Genomic DNA, 16,834 nt, shown 5'->3' on the forward strand with positions numbered 1-16,834 from the left:
TTACCGCCCTCCCCGCTGCTGGCCCTCGAAGACCTCGCCGGTTGCCTGTGCCTCCTGGTGTTCGGCGTCGATGTCGACGTCGTCGGTGGTGTGTTCTGGCGGCTGTTCGTCGACGGCTTGGTGCTCAGTGCTCATATCGGGAAACCCCTCACCCTCCGGGGGTGCAGAAAACCGAACGCTGAGTGATCACTGTAACCTCTGAATATTGTTGGGAAGAAACGTCTCGATCCAGTCAACAGCGAAGCTAAGCTTGTGACTCAGCCGAAGGAACGTCTCGGTGACGAACTCTCTGAAGTGGTCTTTCCCCTCGAAGATGGTTGGTGAAATCTCGCGCTTGAGGTCTTTCCACAGCGGTTCGATCGCGTTCAGCGTCGGTGAGTACGGCGGGATGAAGACGAACTCGATGCCGAGTTCGTCGGCCCGTTTCTGCGTGAGCTTCGCGTGGTGCGAGCCGTAGTTATCGGCCACGAGCAGAATCCGACCCCGCGGATTCTGCTCGCGGATCTCTTCAAGCGCCTCAACGATCGTTTCCTTGATTAACCGCTCTTTGTACGTGATCACGCTCCGGCCAGTCAACGCATAGAAGCCAATCGACCGCCACGGCACCGTTACTAACGGTTTCTCTATCTGGACGGTGCGGTCGTACGACCACATCCGCTGAGAGTTCTCGAACGGCTGTGGCCACGCCTCATCGAAAAAATCCCAGCACGACAGGGTCTTCGTCCTCCTTTTCGTCTTTGTCTGTGTCCTCGCCGAGCGCCTCGGACAGGCGCTCGGCGAGAATCGCCTCTGCATCGTCGGGACTGCGGGGGTCCATCGGCCGTGGTTTGGCGTAGTGCATGCCCGAGGCCCGCAGTTTTCGGGCGAGATGGGTCGGGTGGTAGGTAACGCCGTAGCGGTGTTCGATGAGTGCGTGAATCTCGCGTGGCGTCCACGGTTGGCCCTGTTCAAGGACTGCGCAGAACTCGTCCCACTGTGCCGGGGTGAGCTTCGGCGGCCGACCGCCGCCGAAGCGTGGGCGTAGCCCCTCGATCCCGTTATGATTCCACGCGCGTGCCCAGCGACTACTCGTCGGCTGAGAGACGCCGACAGCTGCTCCAGCCTGCTGTTGGGTCTTGCCTTCATAGAGGTTCTTCACGAAGCAGAGTCGCCGGACGAGATGCGTCTCGTCCGCCTTCTGGGCGTCATCGATCGCTTGGTCCAGCTCCGCGTTCGACAAGTGCTCAACGACTTCAAACCGACGTGATCCGTCCATCACAGAGAATACGCTATCTGAGTATTCATCCGTTGCGCTGATCACTCAGCGTTCGGTTTTCTGCAACTGCTCGTGGGCGTCGGGATTGACCACGGGGACGACGCCGTCGACGTCCTTGGCGTAGTCTTTGCCGGACAAGAGAAAACAATTCAGGCGGAGAGTTTGTTACCGGAGTCGAACTGTGTCCCCATCGAATTCGAGAATCTGCTTGACAGTTAGTCGGTCGATTGCCTCGTCAACAGCATCTCCTTGGTCGGCTGAAAGCGCCCGTACATTGGTGACAACGCGCTCCCGGATCGACTTGATATCGGTTAGCCCATCGTCGACAGCTCCCAAGATGGTATACTCAACTTCGAATTCCGTCGCAAAAGCTTCGATCTGAGACGTGAATGTATCCGGAAGCCCTGAAAGTGATGTCACCGCCATCTCGATGGTGAATAGCGGGTGAGAGCGGTTACGGATGTGTTGGGCTTCAGTCTGACCGGTATTGAACGGTCGCTGCTGATCGATTTCAGTCAGGACCACTTCGTAGTCGATGCCGCGCTGAGCGTACGTTCGCATATCTTCAATATCGCGTCGACGACCGCTTGCCAAGTCCCCACCGGAGACTGCTTTCAGCAAGAACATATCCTCATCCGAGAGGACCAACGCCGTCGCGTGATCGCCAGACCAGAACACTTCGGCACGATCGCGTACCCGCTCCGTAATCCACACTTTCCCGACGACTTGCTGTTCGAACAGGTCGATCTGGAAGCCGCGCTCTTCGTGATGTAATTCGATGGTTTTTCCGACACCCTCGAACGACTCGGTTGGCTCGTCAACAACTACGAATCCCTGTATCTTGAGCGCTTCATATACATGTTCAAACTCGGAGACCACACCCAGGGCAAGATCGATATCCTCCGTCTGGTCTTTCAGTCCACGGACGGTCATCGCAGAGCCGCCGAGGAGATACACGGTAACCGATTCTGAGAGCCAACCGTCGAATTCCTCAAGAAACGCCTCAATGGCCTCACCGCCTGTGAACACAGTCATGAGACTCCATACTGCTCTTTGAGCGCCGTAAATTCTGTTTCACTTGGAAGGGCAACCGGAACTTCCTCTGAGATATTGAACTCACCTTGCAGTGGTCGATACATCGCAGTAATTTCACGCTCCAGCTCGTACCATCTCGCAGTCGAAGCGAGTTTCTCTCGGTCGATATCTACCTTCTCGATCAAGAGCATCGCATAGCTGACACGACGGGACCCACTGTCGAGGACGAGTGTGTGGCAGACCACCTCAGCAGGTGTGAGCTCCTCGTCAGGGGCATACCAGAACGCGGGTTCGCCAGCGAGGAAAAACTGCAGCCCGTACGCTTCAAATTGAGCAAGTCCAGTCAGTTGCCACTCACTGGAGTTGTGTAGTGCATCCGTATCCGCACCTGTCTGGACCCGGACAAGTGCGCGCTTTGGGTCACACCACTCGACGGTCGCACTCGGTGCAACCGCCCGTACCCGAGAACGGTGCTCGTGAATCACCACTGCACGAGCGAACGCCAGTAAGGGTGAAAGGTCATCATGTAATGCATAGTCCGGTCCTGACGGTGATAGCATTGCTCGATTCTTAAGCGGTGAGAGGGCGTTATGAACACCCTGGCGGGTGATCGACAGCCGGTCTGCGATGTCGGTGACACGCCGTGGTTCGTCGAGATACCAACACACCCGGAGTGCGGCAGGTGACAGAAGCTCAATCCAGTCGACGTGGCTCAGTTTTGTACGTAGGGTGCGGTACGTTTCGATGACCGGGTGATCCGTAACCTGCACTTGCCGTTGGTTTTTATTGCCACGTGATTCAGAGAGCAATCCCGCAGCCACCAGTGCATCTAGGACATCGTAGATATGGGCCTGCGAGTACTCGGTCTCTGTTGCGAGTTCGGCTGGCGTCGCTTGCTGGCCAGTACTGAGCGCGTCGACAATGCTGAGGCCAGCCCTCGAAATCATGTATGTATATTTGAATCCCAAGACATATAAATATGCTTTTGGATTTTGTTTTACGAACAGTGGGTAATCAGCGATCTTGACCGACCTCCTCAACGACCAGGACTGGATCGTCCCCGCCGAGTAGCTCGGTACTGAGAGACTCGGATATGTCGAGCGTTTCGGCGACGAACTGGCGGAACTCCGCGTCGACGTCGCCGAACTTGACGATCGCCTCGGGGTCCGGCTGCTGTGCAACACGGGCTGGAGAGTCGTCATCGGACATCGTTCTGGAACGGAACGCTCTCTGTGGAGCGCCCCTCACCCCCTAAGGGTGCGAAAAATTGACGTCAGCAATAGCTGGCTAGTGGGTAGTGACGGATGTGAGCAACCCCTTAGAGAGACCGGCATAGGTCAACAACCTCGGGGTCAAGCCCCGTGGCATCCGCCTTGAATTTCTGTGAAGTAGAGGCTCAGGCTTCAGGGCCAGCCGCGTTCATCGCAGCGTCGAGCTGGATGATCGCCTGACTGACGTCACTCTCAGGATTGAATCGATACCGCTGTGGCCGGGTGTTGCTAACTGGTTCAATAATATCGATTTCGAGGAGAAGGTCTAAATGCCGATTGACAGACTGCCGGCTAACCTCTGCCTCCTCGGCGAGTTCGGACTGGTTGACCTCTCGGTGGGGCGGGAGATCCAGCAGCGCATCGATAATCTTCGACGCACTCTCGTTTTTTGTGAGCACGAGCCACCCTGATGGGTGTTCTTCCCGGAGCGAATCGCTGTTATGAGCGCGGTGGTTTTCTGTTTCTGTCATGAATCCGATGTGCAGGACGGGTCCCTGCGTACCTCTGTGATTGATACTACTCTCTCACTTGGTGTTAAACCTATTTGACAGTAGAGTCAATCCAGTGTTACTCCCTGGAACTATCGTTCGTATCGTTGGCTGGTCCTCCAGAGCCGTGGTGCTGGCGAATCTCAGCGAGCACATCTTCAAGTGTCGCCAAGTCTTCGATTCCCGCGATTTCATTGATTATCTCGTCAACGAGTGAGGCTCGCTCGATATCAGCCACGTCGCCAGCGGTTGTATCGATCGATTCGACTCGAAGCTCCCGTGTTTCATGCCACCCGCAGTTCCAGCAGTCCGTTGTAATCTCGATGCACTCGTCTTCCTCCGCCCCAAGAATCGCGTCGGGGAGAGACATTGAAATCGGCCGCTCTGGCCCAATCTCAAGGGTAACTGGGGTGCCACAAGCAGGGCAGTCCATTGTCATCCTATGGCACCCCCATCTGATGAAAGTAGTGTTGCCACAAGGCGATCTCACACGGATTTGTCGCTGGGCGCGGTAACGTATTTGGGTGTTGCAAAATACAGTCCAATTACATTCGGATGGCTGTACTGGACGACCTCTCAGGATTCGAGTTCGAGGACTTGATGGAAGACGTGTTCCGCAACCTCGGCTACGAGAACGTCCGGCAGGCAGAGCGGACAGCCGACGAGGGCCGAGACGTCCTGATGGAAGAGGTCGTCGACGGTACACGGCGGGCGATCGTCGTCGAGTGCAAACACACGGGAACTGTCGGCCGCCCGGTCGTCCAGAAGCTGCACTCGGCTATCGCGACGTTCGACTTCGATGGTCCGAAGCGAGGGATGGTGGTGACGACCGGCCGGTTCACGAGCCCTGCCGAAGAGTACGCAGACCGACTCCGGCGGAACGACGATCCATATCCCATCGAGTTGCTTGACGGAGAGGACCTTCGGGAGATCGCCGACGAGATCGGGCTGGACCTCTACAACGGCCGCATCGAGATCCTCTGTGACGAGACCCTGCGACCGTACGACCCGGCCACAGATGTCGACGCACCGGTTCAGGAGGCGTTTCGCGACATCGAGAACATCGAGGCTACGGATATTCCGAGGCCTCACTCGCAGGTGACCTTCCGCCCAGTAGTTGCGATCACCGCCGATACCGACGCCGTCTTCGAGACATCCGTCGGCGTCATCCACCGAATCGACGACCGCACGGGGTTCGTCGTCCACGCCGAACGTGGGCACCCACAGGTCGCCGACGACACCGTCGCAACACTGGTCACCGAGAACCTCCATGCGACGGTTGATCTTGATGTCGACCAGTTCGGGGCGACATTCGACGACGTCGAGGAACGCCGGTTCGGCCAGACCCAGACGGAGTACAAGGAGTGGGCCGTCGACCGGCTCCAGGACTATCACACGACGACGGTGACCTACACCGGCGATAACAACGTCACGTACGAGAAGACCTGCGAACCGAATCGCTCGGACATCTCCGTCCAGTCGATCGAACCGGTGTACCTCCCCGAGGTTCGACAGACAACCGACCTCGAAGAGTACACCTATTCCTATGAGTACTACGCCGCGGGCCCGTCCAGAGTGACTGAAGAGGACGGCATCCATCAGTGCGTCCACTGTGACACGAGGGGCGTCGACGAGACGTACACGTACTGTCCGAACTGCGGGGCGATCGCCTGCGACAGCCACAGCAAGACCGAACGGCTCGAAGGGGAGCCGATCTGTACGGGCTGTGCGGTGACCGAACGGTTCGCGCTGAAGACGAAGTACTTCTACGACGAACAGAACCTCGAGGCGTTCCGCAAGGAGTACGCCGCCATGCCACTCCACGAGAAGGCCATGGAGAACAAATGGCTAGCCAGCGGTAGCGTGGTCGCGACGCTGCTGCTCGTGTTCGGCCTCCTCGTTATCGGCGGGATCATCTAGCCTGATGCAACCTCCACTTGTTGTAGGCGCAGCTGTTAGGACAGGGGCTGGGTGTGAGGACGTGCGCTATCGCCCGTCTCGACGCCGGCCCCGGTACGTCATCGAGGATGTCGATCAGACAACATTCCTGGGTAACTCGTACGACGCGACGACCGCACGACTGGAGATTCGCTTCTGGTATCCCGCCGGCGTCGACCACGAATACTACCGTATCAATTGGATCGAACCGAACCGGAACCTGATGCTCGGTTTCCACCAGAACGCTGACCATCCGGAGCTCGGGCCCTGTCATATCCAACTCAATTACGAAGACACGCGCGTCAACCGGCATGACGCGACGTTTCTCGACGCGCACCCACCCTCCGTCTCAATACCCGTCTGCAGCAACTTCCAGCGGCGCTAAAGGCGATTCGCTGGGAGACTGGCACGCCCTCGATTCCCACCTGGCCGGTCTAGACAGCCAGATATCGCCCAGCGATGCGTAACTAGCCCCAATTACACGCGCTCGAAGCCCTCAAGCCGCCCATGCGTGAACGTTACTCGATACTTCAGCAGTGACTCCATCTCGTCGGGTAAGTGCGAGATGACGAATCGCCCATGGAACGCATCGCGTTCTGTCCACCCCTCGTGGACTCGCTTTCTGGCACCGACGAGATAGCGGAAATCGCCGGGTTCGATATCATCTCGACTGGCAAAGGGGCGATCGTCTGGGGGGACTGACTCGGCGTGCCACTCCTCTTCGAGCAGTCGCCCATCAGCTGTGATTTGGAAGGTCGTCATGCTGGGTCGAGCAATCCCCTTCGTCTGCCAGTCGATCGTCTCGGCAGGCGCGACTCCATCCGGGTACTCGGGGAGATGGACATCGTCGTGCAGTCTGACCGTATCGAAGAGTCCCATCTTAGTTACCTCCACTTGGAGAGCCAGGGAACCGATGGCACCACAAATGCGGGGTACCAGAACCGTTTGCGGAACGACATAGTTGGTTCCAGGAGTATATCGCACAGCACTTGCATTCAGAGTATCGGCGGTGTGCTATATGATGACAGGACAGGGTATGCGCAGCGTGTAGTTGGCTCAACCGAACCACCCTGTCCGGAGAAACAATTACTCAGTAGCGCACCGTCAGTACAACGTACGTATGGAGCAAGAGCCAGTCTTTCAGGAGGTACAGCGATTTCGCCAGCCGTGGCTCTGGGCGTTGCTCGGGGGCGCGGCTTTGTTGCTGCTCGTATTAGGCCCAATTTCCTGGGCCGGCCTCGTAATCCTCATCCTGGCCGCTGGCCTGATCTACAGTCTCCGTCTCCAGACCGAAGTGAGAGCCGACGGCATCTATATCGAGATGTGGCCGCTACACCGGTCGTTCCGTCAAATTTCGTGGGCGGAAATCGAGTCATATGAGTCGACAGAGTACAGCCCGATCGGTGAGTTCGGTGGCTGGGGCATTCGGTGGGTTCCTGGGAAGATCGCATACAACGTCAGCGGGAATCGTGGCGTCTGGATCGAGCGGACGGATGGACGTACGATGATGATTGGCTCCCAACGCCCGGAGGAGTTCGTCAGGGCCATTGAGAAGACATCCCCAGCCCTTCGCGGGGATGACCAACCCTGAGTCAGCTTCGAAACGCTGAAAGAATCTATCAATAGATACTGGGCCTTCCCCGCTGAGACCCAGTTTCTAGTAATAGATGCACCGGACACTGGTCAGACAGAGATTCGTGTCCCTGCGAAGGGCGACAGATCGTGACCGAGTAACTCGCCCGAAGCGAGAGCCTCCGTGTCTCAGCTCTCTCTCATGTGGCAGATTCGGGCTGTTATTACGAGTGGCCAGCAACCGGGAGCGGTTCGTACGGTTCCTCGAGCCACTCGACGTCACTGTCCGAGATGTCAATTTCGAGCGCTTCGACAGCCTGTTCGAGGTGACGTATCGAGTCGACGCCGATGATCGGCGTCGTCACAGGGTTCTTCGAGAACAACCAGGCCAGCGAGATCTGTGCCATCGTCGCGTCCTTCTCGTCGGCGAGTTCCTCGACACGTCTGATGATCGTCTCGCCCCCGCCATCGCGGTATGGATACTGGTGGGCCCAGTCGTCAGTTGCACCGCGGTCAGTCGTCTCGTACTCGTCGAACGGGACAGCAAGGTTCCCGCGTGCCAGCGGACTGTAGGTCATGACTGCGACGTCCCGACGCTCACAGTACGGGAGCATCTCCCGTTCTTCTTCGCGGTAGAGCAGGTTGTAGTGGTTCTGCATCACGTCGAACCGCTCGTACCCGTCCCGTCCACTCACTCGGAGAGCCTCCGCGAACTGGTAGGTCCACATCGACGACGCACCGAGATAGCGGGTGTCACCGCGTCGGACGGCATCGTCGAGCGCGCTGAGTGTAACATCGATCGGCGTGTTCTCGTCCCACCGGTGAGCAAAAAAGAGATCGACCGTCTCCATCCCGAGTCGATCCAGACTCGCCGATAATTCCTGTTCTATCGTCTTTCGCGACAGTCCCTGTGACTGGGGGTTGTCCCCGTCCATCTCGTAGTAGCATTTCGTCGAGACGACACTCTTCTCACGGTGGCCTGCCAGCGCCTCACCGAGGATACGCTCGGATTCACCCCGCGAATACATGTTGGCCGTGTCGAAGAAATTAATCCCCAGGTCGACGGCCCGGTCGAGTATTTCGCGGCTCTCGTCCTCGTCGAGAACCCACTCCCGCCAATCGCTCGATCCAAAGCCCATGCACCCCAGGCAGAGGCGGCTGACTTCGACGCCCGTCGTTCCGAGTGTGGTGTATTCCATGACAGTTACAACCTCACACGACACTCACATTGGGTCTATACTGGAACATGGTCGTCAGTATAAATAGGGCAGGTAGATGACTACATCTCGGAACGGTAAAAATCGAGAACGTCCGCCTCAGCTCACTTCGCGTCCGACGTACGTGACCGGACAGGGGCTGTTCAACAGGACCGACTGTGCTGTGCTGCCGAAGACCGCTTTCCCGGCCGGCGATCGGCCACTCCCACAGATGACGATGCGGTCGGCGTCCAGATCTACCGCCATCGAGAGTATCTTCTCCGCGTAGTCGCCGACGACCCCGTGCGTGCTCGTCTCGATCGCCGAGTCGGCAAGTTCGGCGGCGATATCTTTCGACGTGCGGTAGCGTTTGGCAACCTCGTTCGGCGACGGCGGTGTCCCCTCGTAATCGAGTTCGTCACGAGCAGTTTCGAACTCCGACCGGGAGTATACGTGGAGGAGTTCGACGGTCGCATCCGCCGGTGCCGCGACTTCGACGACCGTCTCAACGAGGTCGCCAGGTGGCGCGTCGTCCTGTCCGACCGCCACGAGGATCGTATCGAGTGTCATTGGTGTGGTGCGATAGAGGGGCGGGAGAGATCACCGTTCGCTGCCTCGTCGAGTGCTTCTTCCACTTCGTCGAGCGTGTAGACCGCATCGACGAGTTCGTCGTAGGGATAGTCCTCGATCGTCTGCGCGAGGAATTCGAGCGCGCGGTCGAGATACCCTGGATCGTACTGGACGAGTGCGGTCACTTCGATCGATCGTCTGGTGATACGGCCGGGATCGAAGGCTGTCTCCGAACCGGGATTAATGTTCCCGAGTTCGAGGTACCGACCGCCCTCCCGGAGAAGCTCCACGCCCTCGGTGAACGCACTCGGGACACCGGCCACCTCGACACCGACGTCAGCCCCTCCGTCGGTCAGATCGTGGACCCGGTCGATTCTGGCGTCGACAGTATCGTACTCGCGCATGTCGACGACGTGGTCGGCACCGAACGACCGTGCGCGTTCGATACGCTCCGGTCGTCCCTCGACGACGATCGTCTTCGCGCCCTGTTCACGGGCGTACGCAGTGGCGTTCAGGCCGAGACCGCCGGCACCCTGAATGACGACCCATTCGTCGTACTCGACACCGATCTGGTCAAGTCCGAACATGACCTGTGAGAGTGCACAGTTTGCCGCGGCAGCCACGCCGGGGCTGGATTCGAGTGCTTCGGGAATCTTGTAGAAATGCTGGTCGGGATGGATGTAGTAGTGGGTGCTGTAAGTCCCGTGAAAGTGCGGGAACTCGTCGAGCGGTTTCGTCTTGTGGCTGTAGGAGTTCTCACAGTTGTAGTACTCGCCACGGGCGCACGCGTGACAGCGCTGGCACGTTCGGTAGTAGACCGGTGCAATGAGGTCTCCAGTCTCGACCGGTCGACCCGCCGAGTCGGTCTCGACGCCGTCACCGAGTTCTGCGATACGACAGAGGGCCTCGTGTCCGAGGACCATATCCATGAACGGATCACCGAGTCGACCCTCGACGATATGATGGTCAGAGCCACAGACGTTCGATCGCTCGACAGTCGTTACCACGGCACCGTGTTCGGGGTCCGGGACCTCGTGCGTTCGGAGTTCGATCTCGTCCGGTTCTGGTACGTATACGACTTTGCCGTTCGTCATTGTCATGCGGTGGTCGCTCCTGTGTCTGCGCTGACGGTCTGCGTGAGTCGGGTCTCTATCGCCGCGAACAGTCGGTCTGCCAGGATCGCCAGCAGCGCTCCCGGGATCGCACCGGCGAGGATCTGCGGGTTGTCGAACTGGGTGATCCCGCTGATGACCCAGACACCGAGGCCGCCGCCGCCGATGAAGAACGCGAGGTAGGCTGTCCCGACGTTGAGGACCGAACTGGTCCTGATACCCGCGAAGATGACCGGAATCGCGAGTGGCAGTTGGACCTTCCGAAGAATCTCCCGCTGGGTCATTCCCATCCCTTCGGCAGCCCTGACGGTCTCCTCGTCGACGTCTTCTAGTCCGGTGATTGTGTTCGTGATGATGGGAAACAACGCGTAGAGCCAGATGCCGAAGACGGCTGGTGCGAACCCGATGCCGAGCATGGGGTAGACGAGTGCGATGACTCCGAGTGTCGGAATCGTCTGTGCGACGTTCCCGAATCCCATCACGAGCCGTCGTGTGCGGTCGAACTGGACGGCGACGATAGCGAGAGGGACGGCGACGAGAATCGCACCGACCTCCGCGATAACCACCATGAATAGGTGTTCCTGGAGGAGTGTCAGGAACTCGCCGCTGTTGTCGAACAGGTACTGGATCGAATCGATGAGCAGTCCCATCAGGACCGCACCTCCGTCTCGACACGCGTCTCGCGCTGGATCGCGTCACGGGAGATCCAGCCCTCGACTGTACCGCTGTCGCCGACCGGCATCACGTCGACGTCGTGCTGAATCATCCGCGAGAGGGCGACCTGCATCGACGACGACGGGGAGAGGGGCTGGACGCCGGCGCCGTTCGTCGACGGGAGATCGACACGGCCATCCGACCGGAGGCTGGCTCCATCGGGTTTGGACCCCTCCATCAGGTCGCCGACCTGGCGTACCTGGAGCTGTTTGAGGGCCCGATCGGCGCCGATGAAGTCCTCGACGAACTCGTTAGCCGGCGAGCGGAGGATCTCCGCGGGCGTGTCGTACTGGACCACCTCTCCGACGTCGTAGATAGCGATCTTGTCCCCCATCTTCAGCGCCTCGTCGATGCTGTGGGTGACAAAGAGGATGGTTACGTCAAGTTCTGACTGGATGTCGAGGAACTCGTTCTGGAGATCCTCCCGGGTGATCGGATCGAGCGCACCGAACGGCTCGTCCATCAACATCACGTCCGGATCGGCCGCCAGTGCACGGGCGACGCCGATCCGCTGTCGCTGCCCACCCGAGAGTTCGGTGGGATACTGGTCACGGTACGTCGCAGGCGGTAGGTCCATCAACTCGAGGAGTTCGTCGACCCGGTCGTCGATCCTGTCTGTGTCCCAGCCTTTCAGTTCCGGGACTGTTGCGACGTTGTCTCGGACAGTCATGTGGTCGAAGAGCCCGATCTCCTGGATCACGTACCCGATGTCCCGGCGCAGGTCGATCTTGTCGAGGTCCTGGACGTCGGTGCCATCGAACCGGACACACCCGGAAGTCGGGTCTTCCAGCCGATTAACCAGTTTCATCGTCGTCGTCTTGCCACAGCCGGAGGGCCCCACGAGGACCGTCGTCGTCCCCCGTTCGACGGTGAAAGAGACGTCGTCGATCGCGACTGTCCCGTCCGGATACTCCTTGGTTACGTTGTCGAATTCGATCATGTCATCACCTTCTGTAGGAGGCGGGTCAGTCCCGCCGGGTCGATCTCTTCACCGTTGCGCACGCGCAGCAGTTGCTCGCCCACCCCGAACACGTAGTCGAATGCCAAGGCGAGCGCGGACAGCAGGATCGTCGTCACGACGATCATCTCGACGTTACGCTTGCGGATCCCCTGAAAGAGGAAGTCTCCGAGGCCACCGGCCCCGATGAACGCGCCGATCGCGGCGATGCCGATGAGGATGACGACGGCGTTGCGGACACCAGCCATGATGACAGGCAGTGCCATCGGTAACTGGACGCGACGGAGTCGCTCCCAGGTGGTCATTCCGAGGCCTTCACTGGCCTCGACGGCCGCCTCGTCAACCTCGGTGATCCCGATGTACGTGTTCCTGATGACCGGCAACTGCGAGTACAACACCAGGGCGAGTACCACCGGTGGCGTCCCGATGCCGAGGAACGGGATCAGGATGCCAAAGAGCGCGACACTCGGGACCGTCTGCATGATACTGGCGAGCCAGAGGATCGGTTCGGCCGCCTGCTCGTACTGGGTGATAAGCGTCCCGACAGCGACTCCCAGTGGAACGGCGATCACGATCGTGTACGCCGTAATCTGGATGTGTTCGACGACCAGCTTGAGCAGATCACCCCCGTACGACTGTGCGAACTCCAGATAACTGCCCAGCCCGGCCAGTAGTATAGGCGTGAGGCTCCCGGTCTGTACGATCACTCCAGACATGACGTTAGATGATTCCCTCCGAAGAGAGGAAGTTCGTCGCGACATCTTCTGCTTTCTTCCCGTCTACCGAGACGGCCTTGTTCAGCCCACGCATCGTCTCGGTGTCGAGTTTGGGGCCGATCTCGTTGAGCGGTTGTGCCATCGCCTCGCCGTGGCTCTCGTAGGTATCGCCGTTGATGAGCGGTGCCGGGTTGTAGATCGGGAAGAACTGTTTGTCGTCTTCGAGGACCTGCAGGTCCCACTTGACGATCTGCGGGTTGGTGTTGTAGCCGAGCCCGACGTCGGCTTCCCCCTTGCCGACGATCTGGTAGCTCAGTCCGATACCGGTCTCCTGTACCGAGTCCGAGAGTGCGTCGAGCTTGTCGCCGAAGCCGTAGTGTTCGGCCGTCCCCTTCCAGCCGTCGGGTCGGTCGATGTACTCCGTCGTGAGAACGATGTCGATATCAGTGTTCCCGTCGTTGATGTACGCCGCCAGATCCGACAGTGTCTCGACGCCAGTCTTTTCGGACCAGTCGGGATTCGCCATCAGGACGAACGTGTTGTTCAGCGGCGCTCGTTCCAAGTACGTGAGTCCGTGTTCAGATTCGAACTCCGATTTCACCTTCTGGTACAGTTCCTTCGGGTTCCCGACGGGCTCGTCGTGCTGGGGTGGCACCGTGTACCACGCAGTACCGGTGTACTCCCAGTACATATCGACCTCGCCGTTCTTGACTGCCTGGAAGTTCTGTGTCGATCCGCCAAGTCCAGTCTCGTCGACGAGCTTGAGATCGGTGTTCTCCTTGAGCGCGTGGTACGCCATGTAGCCGAGAATCTTCTGCTCGGTGAACCGCTTGGAACTCACCTTGACGGTGCCGCCACCGCCCCCAAGCATTCCACAGCCGGCCAGTGACGTCGTTGCGATGGTCGCTGCCGTCGCGCCACCTCTTGCGAGGAAGGATCGCCGAGTCTCATTCCGTGGCATAGGTGGAGAAGCAGCGTTCTGTGTGGTAGTGTTTCGCTTGAACATAGCAGCCCATTTATTATGTAGGTTAGATTGGTTAGCCTGCATAGCTTTTTGACCGGCGGGTTGCTAAGCCGTTCTGGTCCCGATAGGCGCACCATTTCGAGGGAGAGGATGTCAGTTGCCGATCAACTATAGCACCGGACTACAACAGGGGTAAACTGTCAGTGACTATGTTCACCCAAACGTCTATGCGACGCGTTACGGACCGCTAATCTGGTGATCACTACGAGATGGCTAGTTCAGGACTCCTGTTTGCACTCGTCGCGATGTTCGCGTACGCTCTCTGGGCAATCGGTGCAGAGCTGGCGACGCGGACGCTCGCACCAGAGGTCGTCGCACTCATTACGTATTCGACCGGTGCCGTCCTCTTTTCGGGCTATCTACTGTTCAGGCCGGAACCTATCGAGATGCCCCCCGTCGGAAGCGCATTCGGGTTCGCCCTGGCGACCGGTGCGATCATGGGCGTCGGAACACTGACGTACTATCGTGGACTCCAGTTCGGTGATACAACTGCAGTCACGACCATTGCTGCACTCTACTTCGTAGTGGCAGCACTACTCGATATCGTCGTACTCGGAAATACACTCGGAACGACGGATGCAGTCGGTCTCGGGCTCGCCGCCCTTGCTGTCATGTTCATCGCACTCTAGAGCGGACGTTATTCGTCGCCTGTCTGTGCGAGAGCGAGATATGGGACCAGGAACGACATGATCGACTCCTCTGCCTGCCGGAGGTGGTGCGAGACAGTTGTCTTGGCGATGCCGATCTCGTCGGCCAGTTCTTGGTGCGTGATCTCTCTCGGTTGTCTGAAATACCCCTCTTCGTGAGCGACGCTCAGAATGTGGCGTTGCCGATCGGGCAACGAATGAAACAATTCGCTCCACTCGCTCGTGCTGGGCGTGATGCGGCGCTGGAAGTCGGCTGAGATGTGCTCTATCTGGACGGACCCGAAGTGTTCGAGCAGCGCGACCGTATCGGAGAGCTCCTCGCGATCCTCCATGAGGATATCGTATTCCATATACCCGTCAGTGAGTTCGCCGAACCCGCCGTGTGGGAAATACCCCTCGTGGAGCAGGATCTGTAGGGGGGTATACTCCAGATACTCCCCACGGACGACGAGCGTTGCCGCGGTCCGTCCCGGTTCAGGAGCGCTGTACCGCTCGGTCACCTCGACAGCAGTGGTGTAATCGTGTGATCTGATGACGTCCACGACCTCATCGAACTCGTCGTCGTCAACGACGATGGCGACCAATCCGAGGTACTCCCGGTAGTGGAACGTGGTGGCGACGAACTTCGCGAACACGTCGTACGTGGACAGTTCCGCCGTCCAGTCGTCTTCGTACCGCACTCGTATCTTCACGATCAGCATACCCCCACTCTCACGCGAATGCTATAGAGTGTTCTGGACAGATCACCGAGGTGCCGATACAACGTGGGGTTATGATAGCACGACTATGTCCGACAAAGACGCTATCGGTACCTGGACTGGTGATTTTCACATGTCACAGGCCACAGAGACTGGACTCGAGGAACGATACGACACGGTCGTCGGCGGCGAGGTCCGCCCCCCAGCGACCGGTAACCGATTCACAGCAGTCGACCCGGCAACCGGGAATCCTCTGGCAGAGATTGCGGCGGGAACGGCGGCGGATGTCGACGCCGCTGTCGCTGCTGCGGGGTCGGCGTTCGACGAGTGGGACGCCCTCGCTCCGCAAGAACGCGGTCGGTTGTTGAACGACCTCGCCGGCGCTATCAGGGACAACGCGGACCGACTGGCTCGGCTGGAGACACTCGACAACGGTAAGCCGCTTCCACACGCGCACGCAGACGTCGAAACCTGTGCCCGCTACTTCGAGTACTACGCCGGCATCGCCGACAAGGTCCACGGTGACAGTATCCCACTCACCCAGGAATACGCGGACTATACAATCCGTGAGCCGCTCGGCGTTACGGCCCAGATCATCCCCTGGAACCTCCCCACGAACATCTTCGGGCGAAGCGTCGCACCGGCACTCGCGACCGGTAACGTCGCTGTCGTCAAGCCCGCCGAACAGACCTCGATCACGGCTGTCGAGATCGCGAAACTGGCGCTGGATGTCGGTCTCCCGGATGGCGTTCTCAACGTCGTGCCAGGGTTCGGTAGTGAAGCCGGCGCCGCCCTCTCGGGACACGACGGAATCGATGCAATCAGCTTCACGGGGTCGGTACCGACGGGCATCGAAGTCGGGAAGACGGCGATGGACAACATCACCAACGTCCACCTCGAGCTCGGTGGGAAGAGTCCGAACGTCGTCTTCCCCGATGCGGACTGGGAGACAGCACTCGATAGCACCATGACCGGCATCTTCGCCAACGCCGGACAGGTCTGTTCAGCAGGCTCGCGACTGCTGGTACACGAAGACATCCACGACGAATTCGTCGCAGATCTCGCAGACAGGGCAGCGTCACTCAGTGTGGGCCCAGGTATCGACGAGCACGATATGGGACCACTGGTCTCCGAAGAACACTTCGAGAAAGTGACCAACTACATCGAACTCGGCCGTGACGAGGTCGGCGAACCGGTGACCGGTGGGGAGGCGCTGGACCGCGACGGATATTTCGTCGAGCCGACCATATTCGATGATGTCGACAACGACATGCGAATCGCGCAGGAGGAGATATTCGGTCCAGTGTTGTCAGTCGTGGAATTCAGCGACGAGGACGAAGCTATCGAACTCGCCAACGCCGTCGATTACGGGCTGGTCGCTGGCATCCACACCGAGGACGTCGGGCGCGCTCACCGCTTTGCCCGCGACGTCGACGCCGGGCAGATATTCATCAACGAGTGGTTCGCCGGCGGCGAGGAGACACCGTTCGGCGGGTTCAAACAGAGTGGCTTCGGCCGAGAGAAGGGCCTGGAAGCCGTCGAGGGCTACACACAGGTCAAGAACGTCTGTGCCAACATCGAGCGTCGGTAATAAAAGACCATCCATGTTTCAGGGAACCCAGTAGGGAGAGGAGGTGACA

Annotated in this window: 21 protein-coding genes and 1 pseudogene; 5 read left to right on the plus strand and 17 right to left on the minus strand. The window is 59.1% G+C overall.

Annotated features, from left to right (window positions below):
• From Hhyl2_RS21250 to Hhyl2_RS21285, 8 genes are all read right to left on the minus strand, one after another.
• Entirely contained in the window at positions 1-135 is a 135-nt protein-coding gene (locus Hhyl2_RS21250; protein WP_284010489.1) for a hypothetical protein, read from the minus strand.
• Between the two features lie 51 nt (positions 136-186).
• On the minus strand, positions 187-654 hold the full coding sequence (locus Hhyl2_RS21255) for an IS630 family transposase (protein ID WP_483551635.1): 468 nt from the start codon (positions 652-654) through the stop codon (positions 187-189).
• 34 nt (positions 655-688) lie between these two features.
• Entirely contained in the window at positions 689-1,255 is a 567-nt protein-coding gene (locus Hhyl2_RS21260; protein WP_483551636.1) for an IS630 family transposase, read from the minus strand.
• 165 nt (positions 1,256-1,420) lie between these two features.
• A complete protein-coding gene (locus Hhyl2_RS21265) occupies positions 1,421-2,290 on the minus strand; it encodes a hypothetical protein (RefSeq protein WP_483552786.1) in 870 nt (289 codons plus the stop codon).
• Positions 2,287-3,237, minus strand: a complete 951-nt coding sequence (locus Hhyl2_RS21270) for a MarR family transcriptional regulator (RefSeq protein WP_483552787.1) — start codon at positions 3,235-3,237, stop codon at positions 2,287-2,289. The genes Hhyl2_RS21265 and Hhyl2_RS21270 overlap by 4 nt, the downstream gene beginning before the upstream one ends.
• Positions 3,238-3,304: 67 nt before the next feature.
• Entirely contained in the window at positions 3,305-3,499 is a 195-nt protein-coding gene (locus Hhyl2_RS21275) for a hypothetical protein (RefSeq protein WP_483552788.1), read from the minus strand.
• Positions 3,500-3,686: 187 nt separating this feature from the next.
• On the minus strand, positions 3,687-4,031 hold the full coding sequence (locus Hhyl2_RS21280) for a winged helix-turn-helix domain-containing protein (RefSeq protein ID WP_483552789.1): 345 nt from the start codon (positions 4,029-4,031) through the stop codon (positions 3,687-3,689).
• Positions 4,032-4,128: 97 nt separating this feature from the next.
• Positions 4,129-4,488, minus strand: a complete 360-nt coding sequence (locus Hhyl2_RS21285; protein WP_483552790.1) for a DUF8105 family protein — start codon at positions 4,486-4,488, stop codon at positions 4,129-4,131.
• Between the two features lie 116 nt (positions 4,489-4,604).
• Between Hhyl2_RS21285 and Hhyl2_RS21290 the strand changes: the two genes are divergently transcribed.
• Entirely contained in the window at positions 4,605-5,969 is a 1,365-nt protein-coding gene (locus Hhyl2_RS21290; RefSeq protein ID WP_483552791.1) for a restriction endonuclease, read from the plus strand.
• 49 nt (positions 5,970-6,018) lie between these two features.
• A pseudogene (locus Hhyl2_RS21295) lies at positions 6,019-6,425 on the plus strand (hypothetical protein); the annotation flags it as partial.
• Positions 6,426-6,464: 39 nt separating this feature from the next.
• Here Hhyl2_RS21295 and Hhyl2_RS21300 read toward each other — a convergent pair.
• On the minus strand, positions 6,465-6,866 hold the full coding sequence (locus Hhyl2_RS21300; protein WP_483552792.1) for a hypothetical protein: 402 nt from the start codon (positions 6,864-6,866) through the stop codon (positions 6,465-6,467).
• Positions 6,867-7,107: 241 nt separating this feature from the next.
• On the opposite strand from Hhyl2_RS21300, the gene Hhyl2_RS21305 reads away from it, so the two are divergent.
• A complete protein-coding gene (locus Hhyl2_RS21305; protein ID WP_483552793.1) occupies positions 7,108-7,578 on the plus strand; it encodes a DUF6141 family protein in 471 nt (156 codons plus the stop codon).
• A 205-nt stretch (positions 7,579-7,783) separates the two neighbouring features.
• Here Hhyl2_RS21305 and Hhyl2_RS21310 read toward each other — a convergent pair whose 3' ends face one another.
• The 7 genes from Hhyl2_RS21310 to Hhyl2_RS21340 form a co-directional block, all read right to left on the minus strand.
• Positions 7,784-8,758 (minus strand): aldo/keto reductase, encoded by a 975-nt coding sequence (locus tag Hhyl2_RS21310; RefSeq protein WP_483552794.1) that lies wholly within the window; start codon positions 8,756-8,758, stop codon positions 7,784-7,786.
• A gap of 117 nt (positions 8,759-8,875) precedes the next feature.
• A complete protein-coding gene (locus tag Hhyl2_RS21315) occupies positions 8,876-9,325 on the minus strand; it encodes a universal stress protein (RefSeq protein WP_483552795.1) in 450 nt (149 codons plus the stop codon).
• Positions 9,322-10,425 carry a zinc-binding dehydrogenase gene (locus Hhyl2_RS21320; RefSeq protein WP_483552796.1) on the minus strand — a complete coding sequence of 368 codons (1,104 nt, stop codon included), beginning with the start codon at positions 10,423-10,425 and terminating at the stop codon, positions 9,322-9,324. The genes Hhyl2_RS21315 and Hhyl2_RS21320 overlap by 4 nt, the downstream gene beginning before the upstream one ends.
• Entirely contained in the window at positions 10,422-11,087 is a 666-nt protein-coding gene (locus Hhyl2_RS21325) for an ABC transporter permease (protein ID WP_483552797.1), read from the minus strand. The genes Hhyl2_RS21320 and Hhyl2_RS21325 overlap by 4 nt, the downstream gene beginning before the upstream one ends.
• Complete coding sequence (locus Hhyl2_RS21330) at positions 11,087-12,091, minus strand: ABC transporter ATP-binding protein (protein WP_483552798.1); 1,005 nt, start codon at positions 12,089-12,091, stop codon at positions 11,087-11,089. Before Hhyl2_RS21330 ends, Hhyl2_RS21325 begins: the two co-directional genes overlap by 1 nt.
• Positions 12,088-12,825 carry an ABC transporter permease gene (locus Hhyl2_RS21335; RefSeq protein WP_483552799.1) on the minus strand — a complete coding sequence of 246 codons (738 nt, stop codon included), beginning with the start codon at positions 12,823-12,825 and terminating at the stop codon, positions 12,088-12,090. The genes Hhyl2_RS21330 and Hhyl2_RS21335 overlap by 4 nt, the downstream gene beginning before the upstream one ends.
• Before the next feature lie 4 nt (positions 12,826-12,829).
• A complete protein-coding gene (locus tag Hhyl2_RS21340) occupies positions 12,830-13,786 on the minus strand; it encodes a glycine betaine ABC transporter substrate-binding protein (protein WP_483552800.1) in 957 nt (318 codons plus the stop codon).
• A gap of 272 nt (positions 13,787-14,058) precedes the next feature.
• On the opposite strand from Hhyl2_RS21340, the gene Hhyl2_RS21345 reads away from it, so the two are divergent.
• A complete protein-coding gene (locus Hhyl2_RS21345) occupies positions 14,059-14,478 on the plus strand; it encodes an EamA family transporter (protein WP_483552801.1) in 420 nt (139 codons plus the stop codon).
• An 8-nt stretch (positions 14,479-14,486) separates the two neighbouring features.
• Here Hhyl2_RS21345 and Hhyl2_RS21350 read toward each other — a convergent pair whose 3' ends face one another.
• Entirely contained in the window at positions 14,487-15,197 is a 711-nt protein-coding gene (locus tag Hhyl2_RS21350; RefSeq protein ID WP_483552802.1) for a helix-turn-helix domain-containing protein, read from the minus strand.
• A gap of 130 nt (positions 15,198-15,327) precedes the next feature.
• Here Hhyl2_RS21350 and Hhyl2_RS21355 point away from each other — a divergent pair, with 130 nt between their 5' ends.
• Positions 15,328-16,785 (plus strand): aldehyde dehydrogenase family protein, encoded by a 1,458-nt coding sequence (locus Hhyl2_RS21355; RefSeq protein WP_483552803.1) that lies wholly within the window; start codon positions 15,328-15,330, stop codon positions 16,783-16,785.
• Positions 16,786-16,834 lie beyond the last annotated feature (49 nt).

Source organism: Haloarcula sp. H-hyl2, from assembly GCF_056934385.1.